This window comes from Mesorhizobium sp. WSM4906 (assembly GCF_029674625.1).
GTDB lineage: Bacteria > Pseudomonadota > Alphaproteobacteria > Rhizobiales > Rhizobiaceae > Mesorhizobium.
The window spans coordinates 6,625,237-6,643,092 of sequence record NZ_CP121355.1 but is presented as its reverse complement, the minus strand read 5'-3'; the positions used below and the strand labels follow the sequence as shown (position 1 = coordinate 6,643,092).

Here is a 17,856-nt window from a genome sequence, read left to right as displayed (position 1 = left end):
CGCCCTGCTCAATCGGCCTCCGGGTGCGGCATAAAGTTCCGTACCGACAACGCCCTTGCGTCACCTGCCGGCTGTCGGTATAGAATTGACGTAAACGTAAAAGGTGCGAAGCCGTGCCTCTTGCGATTGATTTGTCGAAACCACGATTGGAAGCACGCCCCCGCTTCCACTCAGGCGACGCTCGGTCCGCGACCGCGACGCCATCAGGGGAAAGCCAGTGACCATGAAACTTGTTTCGCCCGGCGAAGCCGCGGCCAATAGCAATGACATTCCGGCCGAGGCCGGTGAGGAATTCGTCCGCATCGGCGAGATGGCCAAGAAATACGGCGTGACCTTGCGCACGCTGCGTTTCTATGAGGACAAGGGTCTCCTCAATCCGAAGCGCGACGGCTCGACCCGTCTCTACACGCGCCGCGACAAGGCCCGGCTGAAGCTTATCCTGCTCGGCCGCAAGGTCGGGTTCTCGCTGCGCGACGTCAAGCAGATGATGGATCTCTACGATCCGACCGGCTCCAACACCAAGCAGTTGCGGCTGGCGCTCGACAAGTCGGAGAAGCAGCTTGCCCGCCTGCAGAAGCAGCGGACGCTGATCGAGGACGCCATCGGCGAGCTCAGCAATTCGATGGCGATCGTTCGCCAGATGCTGACCGAGCGCGCCGCGCCGCAGGCAAGCGTCGCCGGCTGATCGCCCTCGCGCTCAACGGCAAGTCCAAGATAGAAAAGCCGCGTGGCCTCTGGCTGCGCGGCTTTTTTGCTGTCTTCGGTCCTGCGTTCACCAAAAATTTTTCGGCTGCGACGAAGTTGACGTTTACGCAAACGTCAATATTTGGTATCGGGACCGCGACATTGGCTCGGCCTCCCATCCGGAGCTGGATCGGGAGCTTGCTGGCTGGCCAGGACCGCAAGGTGGAGGAAGGCATGACGATCTACAGGGCGCCCGTCCAGGACACGCTGTTCGTGCTCAACGACGTGCTCGGCTATCAGCGCTATTCCAATCTTCCGGGCTTTTCGGACGCCACGCCCGACGTCGTCGAGGCGATCCTCGCCGAAGGCGCGAAGCTTGCCGAAAACGTCATGCATCCGCTGAACCGGGTCGGCGACATGGAAGGCTGCGAGCGCCGTGACGACGGCTCGGTGACCACGCCCAAGGGCTTCAAGGAGGCCTTCGACCAGTATCGCGAGGGCGGCTGGATGGGGCTCGCGGCTCCCGCCGAGTTCGGCGGCCAAGGTCTGCCTTACACCGTCCACACCGCGGTCTCCGAATACATGGTCTCGGCCAATATGGCGCTGATGATGTATCCCGGCCTGACGCAGGGCGCGATCGCGGCCATCGTCACCCATGGCACGGACGAGCAGAAGGCCACCTGGCTGCCCAGGTTGATCGAAGGCGCCTGGACCGGCACCATGAACCTTACCGAGCCGCATTGCGGCACCGACCTTGGCCTGCTGCGCACCAAGGCGGTGCCCAACGGCGACGGCAGCTACAGGATTTCCGGCCAGAAGATCTTCATCTCCGCCGGCGAGCACGACATGGCGGACAACATCGTGCATCTGGTGCTGGCCCGCGTCGAGGGCGCGCCGGAAGGGGTCAAAGGCATCTCGTTGTTCATCGTGCCGAAGTTCAAGCTCGATGGTTCCGGCAATGTCGGCGAGCGCAATGCGCTCTCCTGCGGCTCGATCGAGGAGAAGATGGGCATCCACGGCAATTCGACCTGCGTCATGAACTATGACGAGGCGGAGGGCACTCTGCTCGGCGAGCTGAACGGCGGCCTGAAGGCCATGTTCACGATGATGAACGAGGCCCGCTTGGGCGTCGGCCTGCAAGGGCTTTCGGTCTCCGAGATCGCCTATCAGAACGCCGCCGCCTACGCCAAGGATCGCCTCCAGGGCCGGTCGCTCTCCGGCGTCAAGGCGCCGGACAAGAAGGCCGATCCGATCATCGTCCATCCCGACATCCGCCGCTCGCTGATGACCATGAAGGCGTTCAACGAGGGCGGCCGCGCGCTGGCGCTGTGGACGGCGATCAAGTCGGACGTCGCGCACCGCTCCGGCGACGACAAGGACCGCCAGGCGGCCGATGACTACACCGGCCTGATGACGCCGGTGGTCAAGGGCGTGCTGACCGACAAGGGCTTCGACCACGCCGTGATGGCGCAGCAGGTCTTCGGCGGTCATGGCTATATCGAGGAGCATGGCATGAGCCAGTTCGTGCGCGATGCCCGCATCGCCATGATCTACGAGGGCGCCAACGGCATCCAGGCGCTCGACCTCGTCGGTCGCAAGCTGGCGCAGAATGGCGGCCGCGCCGTGCAGGCCTTCTTCAAGGAAGTCGGCGAGTTCTGCGAGGAAAACCGCGCCGACGAGAAGATGGCGCCCTTCACCAAGGCGCTGAAGAAAGGCCTGAACGACCTGCAGGCGGCGACCATGTGGCTGGTGCAGAACGCCATAGCCAAGCCCGACAATGCGGGTGCGGCCTCGACCGACTACATGCATCTCTTCGGCCTGGTCGCGCTGGGCTACATGTGGGGGCAGATGGCCAAGTCCGCTCAGGCCAAGCTGGCGGAAGGCGCCAACGGCGCTACGTCCTTCTACGACAGCAAGCTGGTGACGGCGCGCTTCTTCATGGAGCGGATCATGCCGGAGACCGCGACGCGTCTCGCGCGCATTTCCAGTGGCGCGGATACGCTAATGGCGCTGCCGGTGGAAGCGTTCTAGGTTTGGCGGGCCGGCAGAGCCGGCCCACAATTGTCGGAACGCGGAGGAAATCGTGGCGACAAACCCAGCCGAAGTTCTTGGCCTGCCGAAGCCCGCCTGGGCGGCGGACGAGGTCGGCATGCTCTACGACATGGCGACCCGCTTCATGGCGGAAGAGATCGCGCCGCGCTACGACGAGTTCGAGAAGAACGAGATGGTCGACCGCGAGAGTTGGCTGAAGGCGGGCGCCGCCGGCCTGCTTTGCGCTTCGATGCCGGAGAAATACGGCGGCTCCGGCGGCACCTTCGCGCATGAGAGCGCCATCATCGAGGCGATCGGCCATGTCGGCGTCGACGGCTTCGGCATCGGCCTGCACAATTCGATCGTCGCGCCATACATCCTGCATTACGGCTCCGAGGAGCAGAAAGAGAAATGGCTGCCGAAACTGGCGACCGGCGAGCTGATCGGCGCCATCGCCATGACCGAGCCGGGCGCGGGTTCGGACCTGCAGGGCGTCAAGACCCGCGCCGAGAAGGACGGCAACCACTACAAGATTAACGGTTCCAAGACCTTCATCACCAATGGCCAGCTCGCCAACCTGATCATCGTCGTCACCAAGACCGATCCGGACAAGGGCGCCAAGGGCACCTCGCTGATCGTCGTGGAGACCGACGAGGTCGAAGGTTTTGAGCGCGGCCGCAACCTCGACAAGATCGGGCTGAAGGCCAACGACACATCCGAGCTGTTCTTCAACGACGTGCGCGTGCCGACCTCCAATCTGCTCGGCCACGAGGAGGGCAAGGGCTTCGTCCATCTCATGGAGCAATTGCCGCAGGAGCGGCTGCAGATCGGCACCGGCGCGATCGCCATGGTCGAGCGGGCGCTGGCGATCACCATCGACTATGTCAAGGAGCGCAAGGCCTTCGGCAAGGCGATCATCGATTTCCAGAACACCCAGTTCAAGCTGGCCGAGCTCAAGACCGAGGCGACCATCGGCCGCGTCTTCTACAATGATTGCGTCGCCCGCCACATCGACGGCGGCCTCGACCCGGTCACCGCCTCGATGGCCAAATACTGGCTGTCCGACCTGCAGGGCAAAGTCGTCGACGAATGCCTTCAACTGCATGGGGGCTATGGCTACATGAACGAATATCCGATCGCCCGCATGTACCGCGACGCCCGCGTCCAGCGCATCTACGGCGGCACCAACGAGATCATGAAATTGCTGATCGGGCGCTCTCTCTGAGCGCGGCGGCCGGCAAATCCAAGGAGCATGAAAATGGCCGAAGCTTACGTCTATGACGCCGTGCGCACGCCGCGCGGCAGGGGCAAGAAGGATGGCTCGCTGCACGAGGTGCCGGCGGTGCGGCTGGCGGCAAAGACGCTTGAAGCGTTGCGCGACCGCAACGAGCTCGACACCGGCAATGTCGACGACATCATCTTCGGCTGCGTCGATCCTGTCGGCGAGGCGGGCTCGGTCATTCCGCGTGCGGCCGCCTTCGAGGCCGGCTACGACACCAAGGCGCCGGGCATGCAGATCTCGCGCTTTTGCGCCTCGGGCCTCGACGCCATCAATTTCGGCGCCGCCAAGATCGCGCAAGGCGCGGACGAGATCGTCATTGCCGGCGGCGTCGAATCCATGTCGCGCGTCGGGATGGGGATGTCTGGCGGTTCCTGGTTCATGGATCCGTCCGTCGGCCTTCCTGGCTGGTTCGTGCCGCAGGGCATTTCGGCCGACCTGATCGCCACCAAATACGGCTTCAGCCGCGACGACGTCGACGCCTATGCGGTCGAGAGCCAAAAGCGCGCCGCCAAGGCCTGGGAAGAGGGCCGCTTCAAGAACTCGGTGATCCCGATCAAGGACCAGAACGGCCTCACCATCCTCGACCGTGACGAGCACATGCGGCCGTCGACCGACATGCAGTCGCTCGCCTCGCTCAATCCGTCCTTCGTCATGCCGGGCGAGATGGGCGGCTTCGATGCGGTCGCCGTGCAGAAGCATCCGGAAGTCGAGGAAGTGAGCCACGTCCATCACGCCGGCAATTCGTCCGGCATCGTCGATGGCGCGGCCGCCGTGCTGCTCGGCTCGAAGAAGGCCGGGAAAACCATGGGCATCAAACCCCGCGCGCGCATCCGCGCTTTCGCCAATATCGGCTCGGAGCCGGTGCTGATGCTGACCGGCCCGGTCGACGTCACCGAGAAGCTCTTGAAGCGCGCCAAAATGAAACTGTCGGACATCGACCTGTTCGAGCTCAACGAGGCCTTCGCCTCCGTTGTGCTGCGCTACATGCAGGCCTTCGACATCCCGCACGACCAGATCAACGTCAACGGCGGCGCGATCGCCATGGGCCATCCGCTCGGCGCCACCGGCGCGATGATCCTGGGTACGGTGCTGGATGAGCTGGAGCGCCGCGACTTGAACACCGCGCTGGTCACGCTCTGCATCGGCGCCGGCATGGGCACCGCCACCATCATCGAACGCGTCTGACGGGGAGAGAAGAGATGAGCTACACCAATTTCACCCTCGACATCGACGCCGACGGCATCGCGCTGGTCACCTGGGACATGCCCGGACGCTCGATGAACGTCTTTACCGAAGAGGCGATGCGCGAGCTCAATTCCATCGTCGATCACGTGGCCAGCGATGCGGCCATCAAAGGCGTGGTCATCACCTCCGGCAAGGACAGCTTCTCCGGCGGCGCCGACATCACCATGCTGCAGAGGATGCTCGCCACCTTCGCCGTGGAAAAGGAGAAGGATCTCGAAAAGGCGACCAAGGCGCTGTTCGACAATGCCGGCTACATGACCGGCCTGTTCCGCAAGATCGAGACCTGCGGCAAGCCGTGGGTTTCCGCCATCAACGGCACCTGCATGGGCGGCGCCTTCGAGATGTCGCTCGCCTGCCACGGCCGCGTCGCCGCCGATTCCGATAAGGTGAAGATGGCGCTTCCCGAGGTGAAGATCGGTATCTTCCCCGGCGCCGGCGGCACCCAGCGCGTGCCGCGGCTGACCGACCAGCAGCAGGCGCTGCAGATGCTGACCACCGGCCAGACTCTCACCCCGCAAAAGGCGAAGTCGATGGGTCTGATCCACGAGATCGCCCCGCCCCAGAAGCTCGTCGAGACCGCCAAGGCGATGATCAAAAACGGCCTGAAGCCGGTCGCGCCCTGGGACGAGAAGGGCTTCAAGCTGCCCGGCGGCCCGATCTATTCGGCGGCCGGCGCCAATCTCTGGCCGCCGGCCATCGCCATCCTGCGCCGCGAAACCTACGGCAACTATCCGGCCGCGGCCGCGATCCTGAAATGCGTCTACGAAGGCCTGCTCGTTCCCTTCGACACGGCGCTCAGGATCGAGCAGCGCTATTTCACCGAGATCATGCGGACCAAGGAAGCGGCGGCGATGATCCGATCGCTGTTCGTGTCGCTGCAGGAATTGAACAAGGGCGCCCGCCGCCCCGCCGGAGTGCCGGACACCAAGTTCAAGAAGATCGGCATCCTTGGCGCCGGCTTCATGGGCGCGGGCATCGCCTATGTCACCGCCAAGGCCGGCATTCCGGTCGTGCTCCTCGACCGCGACATGGAGTCGGCCGAGAAGGGCAAGGCGCATTCCGACAGCCTGATGGCCGATCAGGTGAAGAAGGGCCGCGCCAAGCCCGAGGAGAAGGACAAGCTGCTCTCGCTGATCACGCCGACGGCCGACTACGCCGATCTTGCCGGCTGCGACCTCGTCGTCGAGGCCGTCTTCGAGGATTCGGCCGTCAAGAAGCTGGCCACCGAGAAGGCGGAAGCGGTGCTGAAGTCCTCTGCGATCTTCGCCTCCAACACCTCGACCATCCCGATCACCTCGCTGGCGAAGAATTCGGCGCGGCCGAAGAATTTTGTCGGCATCCACTTCTTCTCGCCGGTCGACAAGATGATGCTGGTCGAGATCATCCTCGGCAAGAAGACCGGCGACAAGGCGCTCGCCGTCGCCATCGATTTCGTGCGCGCCATCAAGAAGACGCCGATCGTCGTCAACGATACGCGCGGCTTCTACGTCAACCGCTGCGTTCTCCGTTACATGTCGGAAGCCTACAAGATGCTGATCGAAGGCGTGCCGGCCGCGATGATCGAGAACGCCGCCAAGGCCGCTGGAATGCCCGTTGGCCCGCTGGCACTCACCGATGAGACGGCGATCGACCTTGCCCAGAAGATCATGAAGCAGACCATCAAGGATCTCGGCGAGAAGGCCGTCGATCCGAAGCAGATGGCGCTGATCAACACCATGGTCGACATGCACGGCCGCTTCGGTCGCAAGAACGGCAAGGGTTTTTACGACTATCCGGCGAAGCCCGCGAAGAAGAAGCTGTGGCCGGGCCTCAAGGATCTCTATCCGCAACTGAAGCCGGAGAAGGTCGACTATGAGGAGCTGAAAGAGCGCCTGCTGGTCACCATCGCGCTCGAAGCCGTGCGCGTGATGGAGGAGGGCATCGTCACCGACCCGCGCGAGGCGGATGTCGGCTCGATCCTGGCCTTCGGCTTCGCCCCCTTCACCGGCGGCGCGCTCTCCTACATCGACGGTATCGGCGCCAAGCGTTTCGTCAAGATCGCCAAGGGCCTGCAGAAGAAATACGGGGCCGAATTCAAGGCGCCGAAGCTTTTGCTCGACATGGCCGAAAAGGGCGAGACCTTCTACCAGCGCTTCGACCCCTACCAGAAGGGCGAAGTCAGGAAGGCCGCCTGACGCCCGATCATGTATGTCTGGGGGCGCCTCGCGCGCATGATGGCCACGGCGGGAAGCCGTGGCCCTTACATGGTCGGCGATCAGAGTCGGCTGACCTTCCGCTGCCTGCCGACCGACATCGATTTCAACAGCCATCTCAACAATGCGCGCTACATGATGCTGGCCGACCTCGGCCGCATCGATCTTTTTCTTCGCGTCGGTCTCGTCGCGCTGGCCCGCCGCAACGGCTGGGCGCCGATGATCGGCGGGCTGCAGTCGGCCTATGTGCGCGAGATCAGGCTGTGGCGGCGCTTCGAGGTAGTGTCGTCGATCGAGACCTGGGAAGGCACCTCGGTCGTCGGCAAGCACCGCTTCGTCCTCGACAATGGCGAGACGGCCGCACTGATCCTGACCACCGGCGGCGTCTATGACCGTCGCGGCCGCCGTTTTCTCGAGATCGACGAGGTCGTCGCGGCGCTCGGCCATTCCACCCGGCCGCGCCCGCTGACCGAAACCGAACGGGCGTTCATGATTTCGCACAAGAACCTGCGCGAGCAGGCCAAGCAGGTCTGATTGTCGCCGATCCGACGCTTCGCCAGTGGACAATCGGATGGTCGCGCGCTAGACAATTCTGAGGCATTTTTTCCTGTTTTCGAAGGAGAGCGGACTTGCTCTCACACGATCGCGTCTGGGCCGCAATCGATGCTCTTGCCGAGCGCTATTCGCTCTCGGCCTCCGGCCTCGCCAGGCGCGCTGGCCTCGATTCGACCGCTTTCAATAAATCGAAACGTCTCTCTTCCGACGGCCGCCCGCGCTGGCCCTCGACCGAATCCCTGGCCAAGATCATCGAGGCCACCGGCGCTTCGCTCGAAGAATTCACCGTGCTGGTCGAGGGTCGCAGCGGCCCCGTCGAGCCGCAGCGCACGGCCGTGCCGCTGCTCGGCTTTGCCCAGGCCGGCGCCGGCGGCTTCTTCGACGACGCCGGCTATCCGTCGGGGCAGGGCTGGGACCTGGTGGAGCTTCCGACGCGCGCGGCGGAAAGCTCCTACGCGCTCAAGGTCCAGGGCGATTCCATGCTGCCGCTCTACCGCAACGGCGACGTGCTGATCGTCGAGCCGGGCGCGCCGACGCGCAAGGGCGACCGCGTCGTCGTCAAGACCACTGCCGGCGAGGTCATGGCCAAGGTGCTCGACCGGCAGACCGCGGCGTCGATCGTGCTGGTCTCGCTCAATCCCGCTCACCCGGACCGCGACATTCCGATGCGCGATGTCGAATGGGTGGCGCGGATCGTGTGGGCCAGCCAATAGGTCCGGGCTGGTGCGGATCCTCCATATGGCGCTCGCGCTCGCGGCGGTTCCGGCAATGGCGGCGCTAGTCGTTGCCGGAGGCCGCTCGCTGAAAGGCAGCGAAAGCACCCTCACGGTCGACCAGATCGATCCGGCCGCCGACATGATTCCGGGCCAAGACACCGGCCCGGCGCCGCAGGAGCCCGCAACCTCCGCCATTATGGCGCCGGCCGCGCCGCCGCCGCCCAAACCGGTTGTGCACTCAAGGGCAATAGATCCAGATATCGTGGCGCTGCCTGAGCTGCCCACCGGGGAACTGGAACGGGTCGAGCCGCGTGCGCCGCTGAGCGATCTGGCGCTTGCAGGTCCGCCCAAGCCCCCAAAATCGAAGATGCCGGATGGCCGCGACGGCACCAAACTGTTCCAGGCTGTCGCGCCCGCCGCAGGTGTTATCCAGGCTAAGGACTATTCTGTCACCATCTCGGGCATCGACATAGTGAGAGCCGATGAAACCTGTAGCGACGAGGGGAAGTCCTGGGCCTGCGGGGCGCGGGCCCGGACCGCGTTTCGTGCCTTCCTGCGCGGCCGGACGGCTGTCTGCGCGGTGCCCCCGCAAAGTGGGCGGGCCACCAATTCCACCGAATGCTGGGTCGGCAACAAGGATGTCGGCGAGTGGCTGGTCGAAAATGGCTGGGCGCGCGCCGCGCAAGGCGGCCCCTATGTCGAGGCGGGCAACAAAGCGCGCGCGGCGAAGAAAGGCATCTTCGGCGCGGCGCCGAACCTTGGCGGCTTGCCGACATTGCCAGCCGCCAGTGCGCCCGCGCCTGCCGCGCCGGCTTCGATCCTGCCGGCGGAAGACAGCGCCGTTACGCCGCCAACTGACCAGCCAGCGCCCGCTCAATGAGCGTGCGCGTTTCCGTGACGCCGTAGAGCGCCGCGAAGGAGCCGAAGCGCGGCCCGCGTTCCTGCCCGATCAGCACCTGGTAGATCATCTGGAAGAAGGCGACCGACACGCCAGGCCCGCCTTCGGGGCTCTGCTTGGAATGGTCCTGATAGCGCTCGATCCGCCGCGCCACGTTGAGCGCGGCGTTCTGGATCGCTTCCCCGTCCGCGCCTTGCGGCAAGGCGCCGAGCGCTTCCGAAAGCTTCGCCAGCGCCTCGCGCTCCACGTCGTCGGCGGCGCGGTAAACCTTGGTCGGCTTCACGAAGTCGTCGAAATAGCGGATGGCATAGCCGGTCAGCCGGTCGAGCTCGGGATGCGTCTTCGGTGTCACGCCCGGCGCGTGCCGCGAGATGAAGCCCCACAGCACCGCCTTGTCATGCGCGTTGGAGGCGCTGACCAGATTGAGCAGCAGCGCGAACGGCACCGGCAGGTCGATCGCCGGCGGATTGCCGTCATGCATGTGCCAGACGGGGTTGCCGAGCCGCTCCTTCCAGTCCTGCCGGGGATAGGCGGAGAGGAAAGCATAATATTCGTCGACCGCCTTCGGGATGACGTCGAAATAGAGCTTCTTGGCCTGCCGCGGCCGCTGGTACATATAGAGGCCGAGGCTCTCGGTCGGCGCATAGGTCAGCCACTCGTCGATGGTGAGGCCGTTGCCCTTGGACTTGGAGATCTTCTGGCCGTTCTCGTCGAGGAACAATTCGTAGACGAAATGCTCCGGCGCGCGGCCGCCGAGAATGTTGCAGATGCGGTCGTAGATTGCCGCGTTGGTCTGGTGGTCCTTGCCGAACATCTCGAAATCGACGCCGAGCGCTGCCCAGCGCATGCCGAAATCCGGCTTCCACTGCAGCTTCACCTTGCCGCCGGTGACCGGCAGCGTGGTCTCGGTGCCTTCGTCGTCGAAGGTGATGGTGCCGGCCTTGGCGTCGACATGCTTCATCGGCACGTAGAGCACGCGGCCGCTCTTCGGCGAGATCGGCAGAAACGGGCTGTAGGTCGCCTGGCGCTCCTCGCCGAGTGTCGGCAGCATCACCGCCATGATCTCGTCGTAGCGCTCGGCCGCGCGCAGCAGCACCTCGTCGAAGCGGCCGGACTTGTAGTACTGTGTCGCGCTGGCGAACTCATAGTCGAAGCCGAACGTGTCGAGGAAGCGGCAGAGCATCGCGTTGTTGTGGTCGGCGAAGCTCGCATAGTCGCCGCCGAACGGATTGGGCACGGCCGTCAGCGGCTTGTGCAGATAGGGCTCGAGCGCCGCGCGATCCGGCACGTTGTCCGGGATCTTGCGCATGCCGTCCATGTCGTCGGAGAAGCATAAGAGCTTGGTCTTGACCTTGTCTCCGGTCAGCACCCGGAAAGCGTGCCGCACCATCGTGGTGCGCGCCACCTCGCCGAAGGTGCCGATATGCGGCAGGCCGGACGGGCCATAACCGGTCTCGAACAGGACGGTCTCGGGAAAATCCTTGTTCTTGTAGCGGGCGATGATCTTCTTGGCTTCCTCGAACGGCCATGCCTTGCTTTCGGCGGCGGCCGCAAGCACCTCGGGATTGAGATCGATGATGTTTGATCCCGTCATGTCACTTTCCAGGTCATGTGCCGGCCAACTCATGTGCCGGCTTGGCGGTAGGGTAAGATTTTTCAATCGGTCTCTAGGCGCGACTGGCCGGAGCGTCAACGATTTGCGGCGGTTTTCCTTGCGGTGCCGCAAAGGTGTTCCTACGTTGGAGCGCCATTTCCGCTGCACTAGCCCAAAGTATGCCGCGGTTTTGGCACGACGACCTGCCCGCTCTTTAAGGAGTTTTTGAATGCCTTCACTGACGCCGCACGAAGCCTTGATCTACCTGATGGTCATCACTTCGGCTTCCGACCGCAACATGACCGATGTCGAGTTGGCGCGGATCGGCGACGTCGTCCGCTCATGGCCGGTGTTCGTCGATTTCAACCAGGACAGGCTGGTTGCGGTCGCTCAGGAGTGCCAGAAGGCGCTGCACGGCAAGGACGGGCTGGAGGGCGTGCTCACTCGCGTCGCTGGTGCGTTGCCGGAGCGATTGCGCGACACGGCTTACGCGGCTGCTTTCGAGGTCGCGGCCGTCGACCTCGAAATGCGCATGGAGGAGGTGCGGGTCCTGCAACTCATCCGCCTCAAGCTCGACCTTGACACGCTGACCGTCGCCGCGATCGCCCGCGCGGCCAAGGCCCGCCTGCGCACGCTGACGTGAATCTCAGCGGCCCTCAGAAAAAACTCACCGGGAAATAGCGCAGGTAGAACTCGGCGAAGGTTCCCTTGATCGAAATTTCCTGCAGCGCATAGTCGAAGGCGGCGGCCAGCGCCGGATCGCCCGCCCTGGTGGCGATCGCCATGCCCGAACCCAGATATTCGGGCGCCAGATACGGGCCGCCGGCGAAGCGGCAGCAGCCGGCGGCGTCCGAGCCGCCGAGCCAGAAGGCAAAGCGCATGCCGTCGCCGAAAGCGGCGTCGATCTTCCCGGCCTTGAGATCGGCGTAGAGGTCTTCGGGCTTGCCGAAAGGCACGACCTGCACGGTGCTGAAATAGTCGCGCAGCATTTTCTCATGCGCCGAGCCGGCGATGACGCCCACCCGCTTGCTGCGCAGCTTGTCGAGGATCGGTTCGATGAAAGCCTTGGTCTTCGGCATGATGAAGCGCGCCGGGAACTGCAGGTAGGAACGCGAGAAGGCGTATTTCTCGCGGGTTTCCGGCGTCGCAGCGATGCCGGCGATGATCGCCTCGCCTTCGCCTTTCTGCAACGCGCCGTCGAGCTCGTTCCAGGGCAGCGCCTGGATTTGGCACTTCTCGACGATGCCGAGTTCCGCGCATATCGCCCGCGCTAGGTCGATATGGAAACCCGACAGCCGGCCTGAGCCGTCGAGGAAATTGAAGGGCGGAAAATCGGTGGTGGTGAGGAACCTCAACCGCGGCACCGCGGAAAGATCGGGCTTGGGCAGCCGCTCCTTGGCGTCCCATAGCACCGGGACCTGCGGCTCCGCAGCCTGAGTCGTGCCGGCGAGCGCCGGCGCCCCGGTCAGTGCCGCCGTCAGGGCCAGAAATATCCACCGGAATGTCACGATGAGGCTCCGCCCGGTCATGTTTCCTTGGCTTTTCGTACGAAAATGACGCAGGCACAATTGTTTTTGATTTCAACCGTTCAAATTAGGCGTATGGTTTAGCATTGTTGCAAGTGGCCGCACGCCGAGCTTGGGGGAGATGACCGGCGACGCGAAGAAGCTTGCGGCCCCGGGGTTGATGGAAAAGGGCAGTTCGGGCATCTACCGTGGGTAAACGAAAACAGAAGCAACATGGGGTAGATGTTGCGATGGGTCTATTCGATAGAACTCTGGAATACATAGATCAGCTGCAGCATGCCAACACGGTCGCGGCGGTGTGCGAGCGCTTGCTCGGCGTCACCTCGAATTTCGGGCTGACGGCGCTGATGGCCGGAACCGTGCCGCAGCCCGGCACGCCGCGCGGCCAGCAGAAGGACCATGTGCTGCTCTGCGACTGGCCGGGCGAGTGGCTGGAGCGCTATGTGGCGCGCAACTATGTCGACCACGATCCGGTCGTCACCCACATGAAGCAATTGCAGGCCCCGTTCCAGTGGCGGGAGGCCTCGCGGGCCATCGTCATCGACAAGAGCAGCGACGAGGTCATGGGCGACGCCCGTGAGTTCAAGCTGCGCGACGGCCTCGCCTTCCCGCTGGTCACGCTCGACGGCCAGATCGTCATGGTTTCGCTGGGCGGCGAGTCCGTCGAACTGTCGGACGTCGAATTCGGAATGGTCTCGCTGGTATCCACCTACGCCATCGGCCGCGCCATGCAGCTTCACACGATGGCCGGCAAGGTCATCGATCACATTGAGTTGACGCCGCGTGAGCGCGAATGCCTGCAATGGGCGGCCGTCGGCAAGTCCGAGTGGGAGATTTCGCAGATTCTCGGCATCTCGGAGCACACCTCCGAGAAACACCTTCTCAACGCCAAGAGCAAACTGGGCGCCGCCAACCGTGTCCAGGCAGTCGCCGAAGCGATTAGGCGCGGCTATATTAGCTAGGTCGGCCGGTGCCGGCCTGGAAATTGTCGCCTACGCATTCGCGTAATATTTTCGCGAAAAGCTGGTCGTGTCTTCCTCTTAAGAGACGGCTAATACTTTCTTAACGCCAAAGCAAACTCGGTGCCGCCAACCGCGCGCAGCCAGTCGCGGACGCGATTAGGCACGGCTATATTAGCGAAGTCGGTCGGTGCCGACCTAGAAATTCTTGCCTACGCGATCGCGTAATATTTTCGGGAAAGCCCGGCCGTATCTTCCTCTTAAGCCTAGGAGACGGCTAATGCTTTTTTCCCTCACCACCCAGGAATTGATGGAACGCCCCGACCTTTGGGAAGCGGTCCATCGTCTGCGCTACAGGATCTTCGTCGAGGAGATGGGATGGACCGATCTCGATCGTCCGGACCAGCTCGAGATCGATCAGTTCGACCATGACGAGGCCGAACACCACCTCGTCATCCGCAACGGCGAGCTCGCCGGCTACCAGCGCATGCTGCCGACGACCCGGCCGCATCTCCTGACGGACGTGCTGTCGGACCTCTGCGAGGGGACGTCCCCCTCGGGGCCGAATGTCTGGGAGCTCACCCGCTACGCGGTGGCGCCGGGCTTTCGTGACGGCAAGCGCGGCGTCTCGACGGTCGGCACCGAATTGATCGCCGGCTTCGTCGAATGGGGCCTCAAGCGCAACGTCAACCAGGTCATCATCGAGTTCGAACCGATGTGGGTGCTGCGGGCGCTGCAGCTGCACTTCCTGGCGACGCCGCTTGGCTACCAGCGCACTTACGGCAACCAGCAGGTCGTGGCGACGCTGCTCACCTTTACTGACCATACGCTGGAGGTGGTCCGTGCTCGCCGCAACCACTTCCTGCCGGTGCTGACCAGGGGCTATCCCGGCCAGCTCGGCCTGAGGCAGGCTTCGTGATGGAGGCGGTCATGAGCTTCCATCCCGAACCTGAACTGCGCGGCCACACGCTGGTCGTCACGGTCTCCTCGCATGACGGTCGGCCGGTGCTGGACCGGCACGCTTATGCGAGCCTCGCCAGGACTTTCCACGAAGCCGCCGTCAATGACGACGTTCGCGTGGTCGTGCTGCGCGGCCTTGCCGGCTGCTTCTGCCTCGGCGGCGACTTCTCGGAGTTCCTCGACGCCACCAAGCACCAGCAGTTGATCGCCGCCGTCACCGACATGTTCCGCATGCTTGCGACCTTCCCCAAGCCGGTCCTTGCCTGCGTGGACGGGGATGCCGTCGGTGTCGGCTGCACCATCCTGTTCCACTGCGACATGGTCATTGCTTCCAAGGGGAGCACTTTCAGGGTGCCGTTCGTCGATTTCGGCCTCGTGCCGGACGCAGCGACCAGCATCCTGGCGCCCCAGAAGCTCGGCTATGCCGGCGCCTTCCGCTTCTTCTGCCTCGGCGACACGCTGGGCGTCGACGACGCCAAGGCGCTCGGCCTGGTCGGGGAGGTCGTTGAAGGCAGCGCCGAGGAGACGGCCTTGGCGCGGGCAAGGCAGCTCGCCAAGAAGCCGGTTGCCGCGCTGTTGCAGACACGCGGTCTGCTCAAGGGCGATACGGACGTTCTGTGCGACCGCATCGATCATGAGATATCGCTGTTCCAGCAGGCGCTCCAGGACGACGCCACGCTGAAGCGGCTGCAGCGGATCGCCCGCCTGGCCGCCTGAGCACTCTCGTAAAACCTCAGCGCCGCGCATCCGAAAGATGCGCGGCGCTGTAAGTCGGACGAAAGTCGGCGGGCGCCCCCGAATGTCACGTCTCGGAAAGCTATTTATCCAGGAACGACGGCCCTTCGCCGACGATTTTCTTGTCTTCCTTCCAGATGACGTCGAGATCGCGCCCAGCATAAGGCAGCGACAACAGGATCCGCTGGATGACGGCGAGCCGTGCGCGGCGCTTGTCGTTGGCGCGCACGATGATCCACGGCGCGAACTCCTTGTGGGTGCGCTCGACCATGAGATCGCGCGCCTTGGTGTAGTCGTCCCATTTGTTGATGCCGGCGATGTCGATGGGCGAGAACTTCCAGTTCTTCAGCGGCGACCAACGCCGGTCGTGGAACCGTTCGAGCTGCGTTTCCCGGCCGATATTCAGCCAGAATTTGAAGAAGTGGATGCCCTCGTTTGAGATCATGCGCTCGAAATGCGGCGTCTCGTCGAGGAATTTCTCGTGCTGTTCCGGTGTGCAGAATCCCATGACCGGCTCGACGCCGGCGCGGTTGTACCAGGAGCGGTCGAAGGTGACGAACTCGCCCGAGGTCGGGAAATGGTCGACATAGCGCTGATAATACCATTGCCCAAGCTCCGGCGACGTTGGCTTGGTCAGCGCCACGTTGCGCGCCGTGCGCGGGTTCATGTACTGCCGCAGCACGAAGATCGTGCCGCCCTTGCCGGCCGCGTCGCGTCCCTCGAACAGTGCCATCACCCGCTTGCCGGTCGCCTGCAGCCAGGCCTGCGCCTTGACCAGCTCGATCTGCAGGCGCTCGAGCTCCTTCTCGTAGTCCTCGCTGTTCATCTTCTTGTCGTAAGGATAGCCGCCGGCGGTGAGCTTGTTGTCCTCGATCCAGTCCGGAAGCACGGGATTGTCGATGTCGAACTCGCGTTCCTTGCCGCCGATCTTGATCTTGATCGGCCCCGTGGCAGGCGCCGCTTCGGTTTCTTCCTTGGCTTTTTTCATCGAGACGAACCTTTCCAGCTTGCGGACTCATGCTATGGGAGCCTCCACGGCGTTGCGTCCGTCCGGGCGCAGCGCCTCGTAGCACTTTGATTTTGCGCATGAACATTCCAGAAAATCGATTCCGATTTTTCCGGGGTCATGCGCCGGTCCGGTGAGGTCTCACCGGCGGAGGGATACGGGGCAGCGCATGGTCGATACAGGCGCAGAGCGGAAAGGCGCGACGCAAGCCATCGTCGCCCGGCTGCGGCGCAGCCGCTGGTTGCTGGCCGCGGCCGTCGTCGCTGTTCTCATGGTCTACGGCTTCGGCGGCGTTTCGATCTATGTGCCGCTGCTGGCCATGGCGCTGCTGGTCGCAGCCGCGGTGCTGCCCGCCCACGTGGAGCGGCAAGCCGCAGACGACGCGGCGGCGATCGAGGCCGGCGGCCTGCAGCGGCTCTCCGGCGAATATCTTGCGGCGGCCGTCGCCGATCCGCTGATCATCTTCGACCATGCCGCCACCATCGTCCACGCCAACGCGGCCGCCTTCGCCGCCTTCGGCGGACTGGCGCCCGGCATGTCGCTGTCGCTCAAATTCCGTGCGCCGGAAATGCAGGCCTTGCTGGACGGTATCGTCTCGGGAGCCGTGGCGTCCGATGTCGTCGACTACACTGAAAAGCTGCCGGTCGAGCGGACATATCGGGTGAGCGCGTCCTCGGTCGGCCATGCCACCGATCTCTACGTGCTGGTGTTCAAGGACCAGAGCGAGACGCGCCGCATCGATCGGATGCGCGCCGACTTCATCGCCAATGCCAGCCATGAGCTACGCACTCCGCTCGCTTCGATCGCCGGCTTCATCGAGACCTTGCGCGGCCCGGCGCGCAGCGATCCGGCGGCGCGCGACCAGTTCCTGCAGATCATGCAGAACCAGACGGGCCGCATGGCGCGCCTGATCGACGACCTGTTGTCGCTATCGCGGCTGGAGATGAAACCCTATCTGAGGCCGGGAACGGAGGTCGATCTCCGCCAGACCATCGACAGCGTCATCGATTCTCTCGGTCCGCTGGCCAGCGAGAACGGTCTCGTCATCGAACGGGATTTCATCGCTGGCCCGATTTCCGTGCCCGGCGACCGCGACGAGCTCTTCCAGGTTTTCGAGAACCTCCTGGAAAATGCCTGTAAATACGGCCAGTCGGGCGGGCGCGTTACCGTATCCATCGCCGCCAGCGAGGATGGCCCGGATGCCGGCATCGACGTCACCATAAGAGACTACGGTCCCGGCATTGCCGAGGAACATATTCCCCGCATCACGGAGCGCTTCTACCGCGTCGATGTCGAAAACAGCCGGACCCAGAAAGGCACCGGCCTTGGCCTTTCCATCGTCAAGCATATATTGACACGTCATAATGCTAGACTGTCGATCAAGTCGGAAGTCGGCAAGGGCGCGGCGTTCACTGTTCATTTGCCGGCTCGCTGATTGTGTATTGGTTGCTAACCGGCAATTTCGTCTTTCTG

16 protein-coding genes are annotated in these 17,856 nt (G+C 63.9%); 13 read left to right on the top strand and 3 right to left on the bottom strand.

Going from position 1 to position 17,856, the window contains the following annotated elements; genetic code table 11:
- The first annotated feature begins 223 nt into the window (after positions 1–223).
- The 8 genes from QAZ22_RS32025 to QAZ22_RS31990 all read left to right on the top strand — a co-directional run bounded on the left by QAZ22_RS32025 (position 224) and on the right by QAZ22_RS31990 (position 9,585).
- Positions 224–685, top strand: a complete 462-nt coding sequence (locus QAZ22_RS32025; protein WP_278208010.1) for a MerR family DNA-binding transcriptional regulator — start codon at positions 224–226, stop codon at positions 683–685.
- A gap of 233 nt (positions 686–918) precedes the next feature.
- A complete protein-coding gene (locus QAZ22_RS32020; RefSeq protein ID WP_278204887.1) occupies positions 919–2,715 on the top strand; it encodes an acyl-CoA dehydrogenase in 1,797 nt (598 codons plus the stop codon).
- A 52-nt stretch (positions 2,716–2,767) separates the two neighbouring features.
- Complete coding sequence (locus QAZ22_RS32015; RefSeq protein WP_278204886.1) at positions 2,768–3,940, top strand: acyl-CoA dehydrogenase family protein; 1,173 nt, start codon at positions 2,768–2,770, stop codon at positions 3,938–3,940.
- Positions 3,941–3,973: 33 nt separating this feature from the next.
- Positions 3,974–5,182 (top strand): acetyl-CoA C-acetyltransferase, encoded by a 1,209-nt coding sequence (locus QAZ22_RS32010; RefSeq protein ID WP_278204885.1) that lies wholly within the window; start codon positions 3,974–3,976, stop codon positions 5,180–5,182.
- 14 nt (positions 5,183–5,196) lie between these two features.
- A complete protein-coding gene (locus QAZ22_RS32005; RefSeq protein WP_278204884.1) occupies positions 5,197–7,416 on the top strand; it encodes a 3-hydroxyacyl-CoA dehydrogenase NAD-binding domain-containing protein in 2,220 nt (739 codons plus the stop codon).
- Positions 7,417–7,425: 9 nt separating this feature from the next.
- Positions 7,426–7,968: a thioesterase family protein gene (locus QAZ22_RS32000; RefSeq protein ID WP_278204883.1), complete on the top strand. Its 543-nt coding sequence runs from the start codon at positions 7,426–7,428 to the stop codon at positions 7,966–7,968.
- 95 nt (positions 7,969–8,063) lie between these two features.
- On the top strand, positions 8,064–8,702 hold the full coding sequence (locus QAZ22_RS31995) for a helix-turn-helix transcriptional regulator (protein ID WP_278204882.1): 639 nt from the start codon (positions 8,064–8,066) through the stop codon (positions 8,700–8,702).
- A 25-nt stretch (positions 8,703–8,727) separates the two neighbouring features.
- Positions 8,728–9,585, top strand: coding sequence for a thermonuclease family protein (locus QAZ22_RS31990; RefSeq protein WP_278204881.1), 858 nt, complete (start codon positions 8,728–8,730; stop codon positions 9,583–9,585).
- On the opposite strand, the gene QAZ22_RS31985 is transcribed toward QAZ22_RS31990, so the two are convergent.
- Complete coding sequence (locus tag QAZ22_RS31985) at positions 9,548–11,197, bottom strand: lysine--tRNA ligase (protein ID WP_278204880.1); 1,650 nt, start codon at positions 11,195–11,197, stop codon at positions 9,548–9,550. The two genes, QAZ22_RS31990 and QAZ22_RS31985, sit on opposite strands and share 38 nt — an antisense overlap.
- A 229-nt stretch (positions 11,198–11,426) precedes the next feature.
- On the opposite strand from QAZ22_RS31985, the gene QAZ22_RS31980 reads away from it, so the two are divergent.
- Positions 11,427–11,840 (top strand): tellurite resistance TerB family protein, encoded by a 414-nt coding sequence (locus tag QAZ22_RS31980; protein ID WP_278204879.1) that lies wholly within the window; start codon positions 11,427–11,429, stop codon positions 11,838–11,840.
- Between the two features lie 13 nt (positions 11,841–11,853).
- On the opposite strand, the gene QAZ22_RS31975 is transcribed toward QAZ22_RS31980, so the two are convergent.
- Entirely contained in the window at positions 11,854–12,726 is an 873-nt protein-coding gene (locus QAZ22_RS31975; protein ID WP_278204878.1) for a transporter substrate-binding domain-containing protein, read from the bottom strand.
- A gap of 227 nt (positions 12,727–12,953) precedes the next feature.
- Between QAZ22_RS31975 and QAZ22_RS31970 the strand changes: the two genes are divergently transcribed.
- From QAZ22_RS31970 to QAZ22_RS31960, 3 genes are all read left to right on the top strand, one after another.
- Positions 12,954–13,685 carry a LuxR family transcriptional regulator gene (locus QAZ22_RS31970; RefSeq protein ID WP_278204877.1) on the top strand — a complete coding sequence of 244 codons (732 nt, stop codon included), beginning with the start codon at positions 12,954–12,956 and terminating at the stop codon, positions 13,683–13,685.
- 277 nt (positions 13,686–13,962) lie between these two features.
- The gene (locus QAZ22_RS31965) at positions 13,963–14,601 is read left to right on the top strand and encodes an acyl-homoserine-lactone synthase (protein WP_278204876.1); all 639 of its coding nucleotides are present in this window, start codon (positions 13,963–13,965) and stop codon (positions 14,599–14,601) included.
- 11 nt (positions 14,602–14,612) lie between these two features.
- On the top strand, positions 14,613–15,359 hold the full coding sequence (locus QAZ22_RS31960) for an enoyl-CoA hydratase-related protein (protein ID WP_278076161.1): 747 nt from the start codon (positions 14,613–14,615) through the stop codon (positions 15,357–15,359).
- A 100-nt stretch (positions 15,360–15,459) separates the two neighbouring features.
- Here the strand turns inward: QAZ22_RS31960 and ppk2 are convergent, their stop codons facing one another.
- On the bottom strand, positions 15,460–16,365 hold the full coding sequence (ppk2, locus tag QAZ22_RS31955) for a polyphosphate kinase 2 (protein WP_278204875.1): 906 nt from the start codon (positions 16,363–16,365) through the stop codon (positions 15,460–15,462).
- 187 nt (positions 16,366–16,552) lie between these two features.
- Here ppk2 and QAZ22_RS31950 point away from each other — a divergent pair, with 187 nt between their 5' ends.
- On the top strand, positions 16,553–17,818 hold the full coding sequence (locus QAZ22_RS31950; RefSeq protein ID WP_278204874.1) for an ATP-binding protein: 1,266 nt from the start codon (positions 16,553–16,555) through the stop codon (positions 17,816–17,818).
- Positions 17,819–17,856 lie beyond the last annotated feature (38 nt).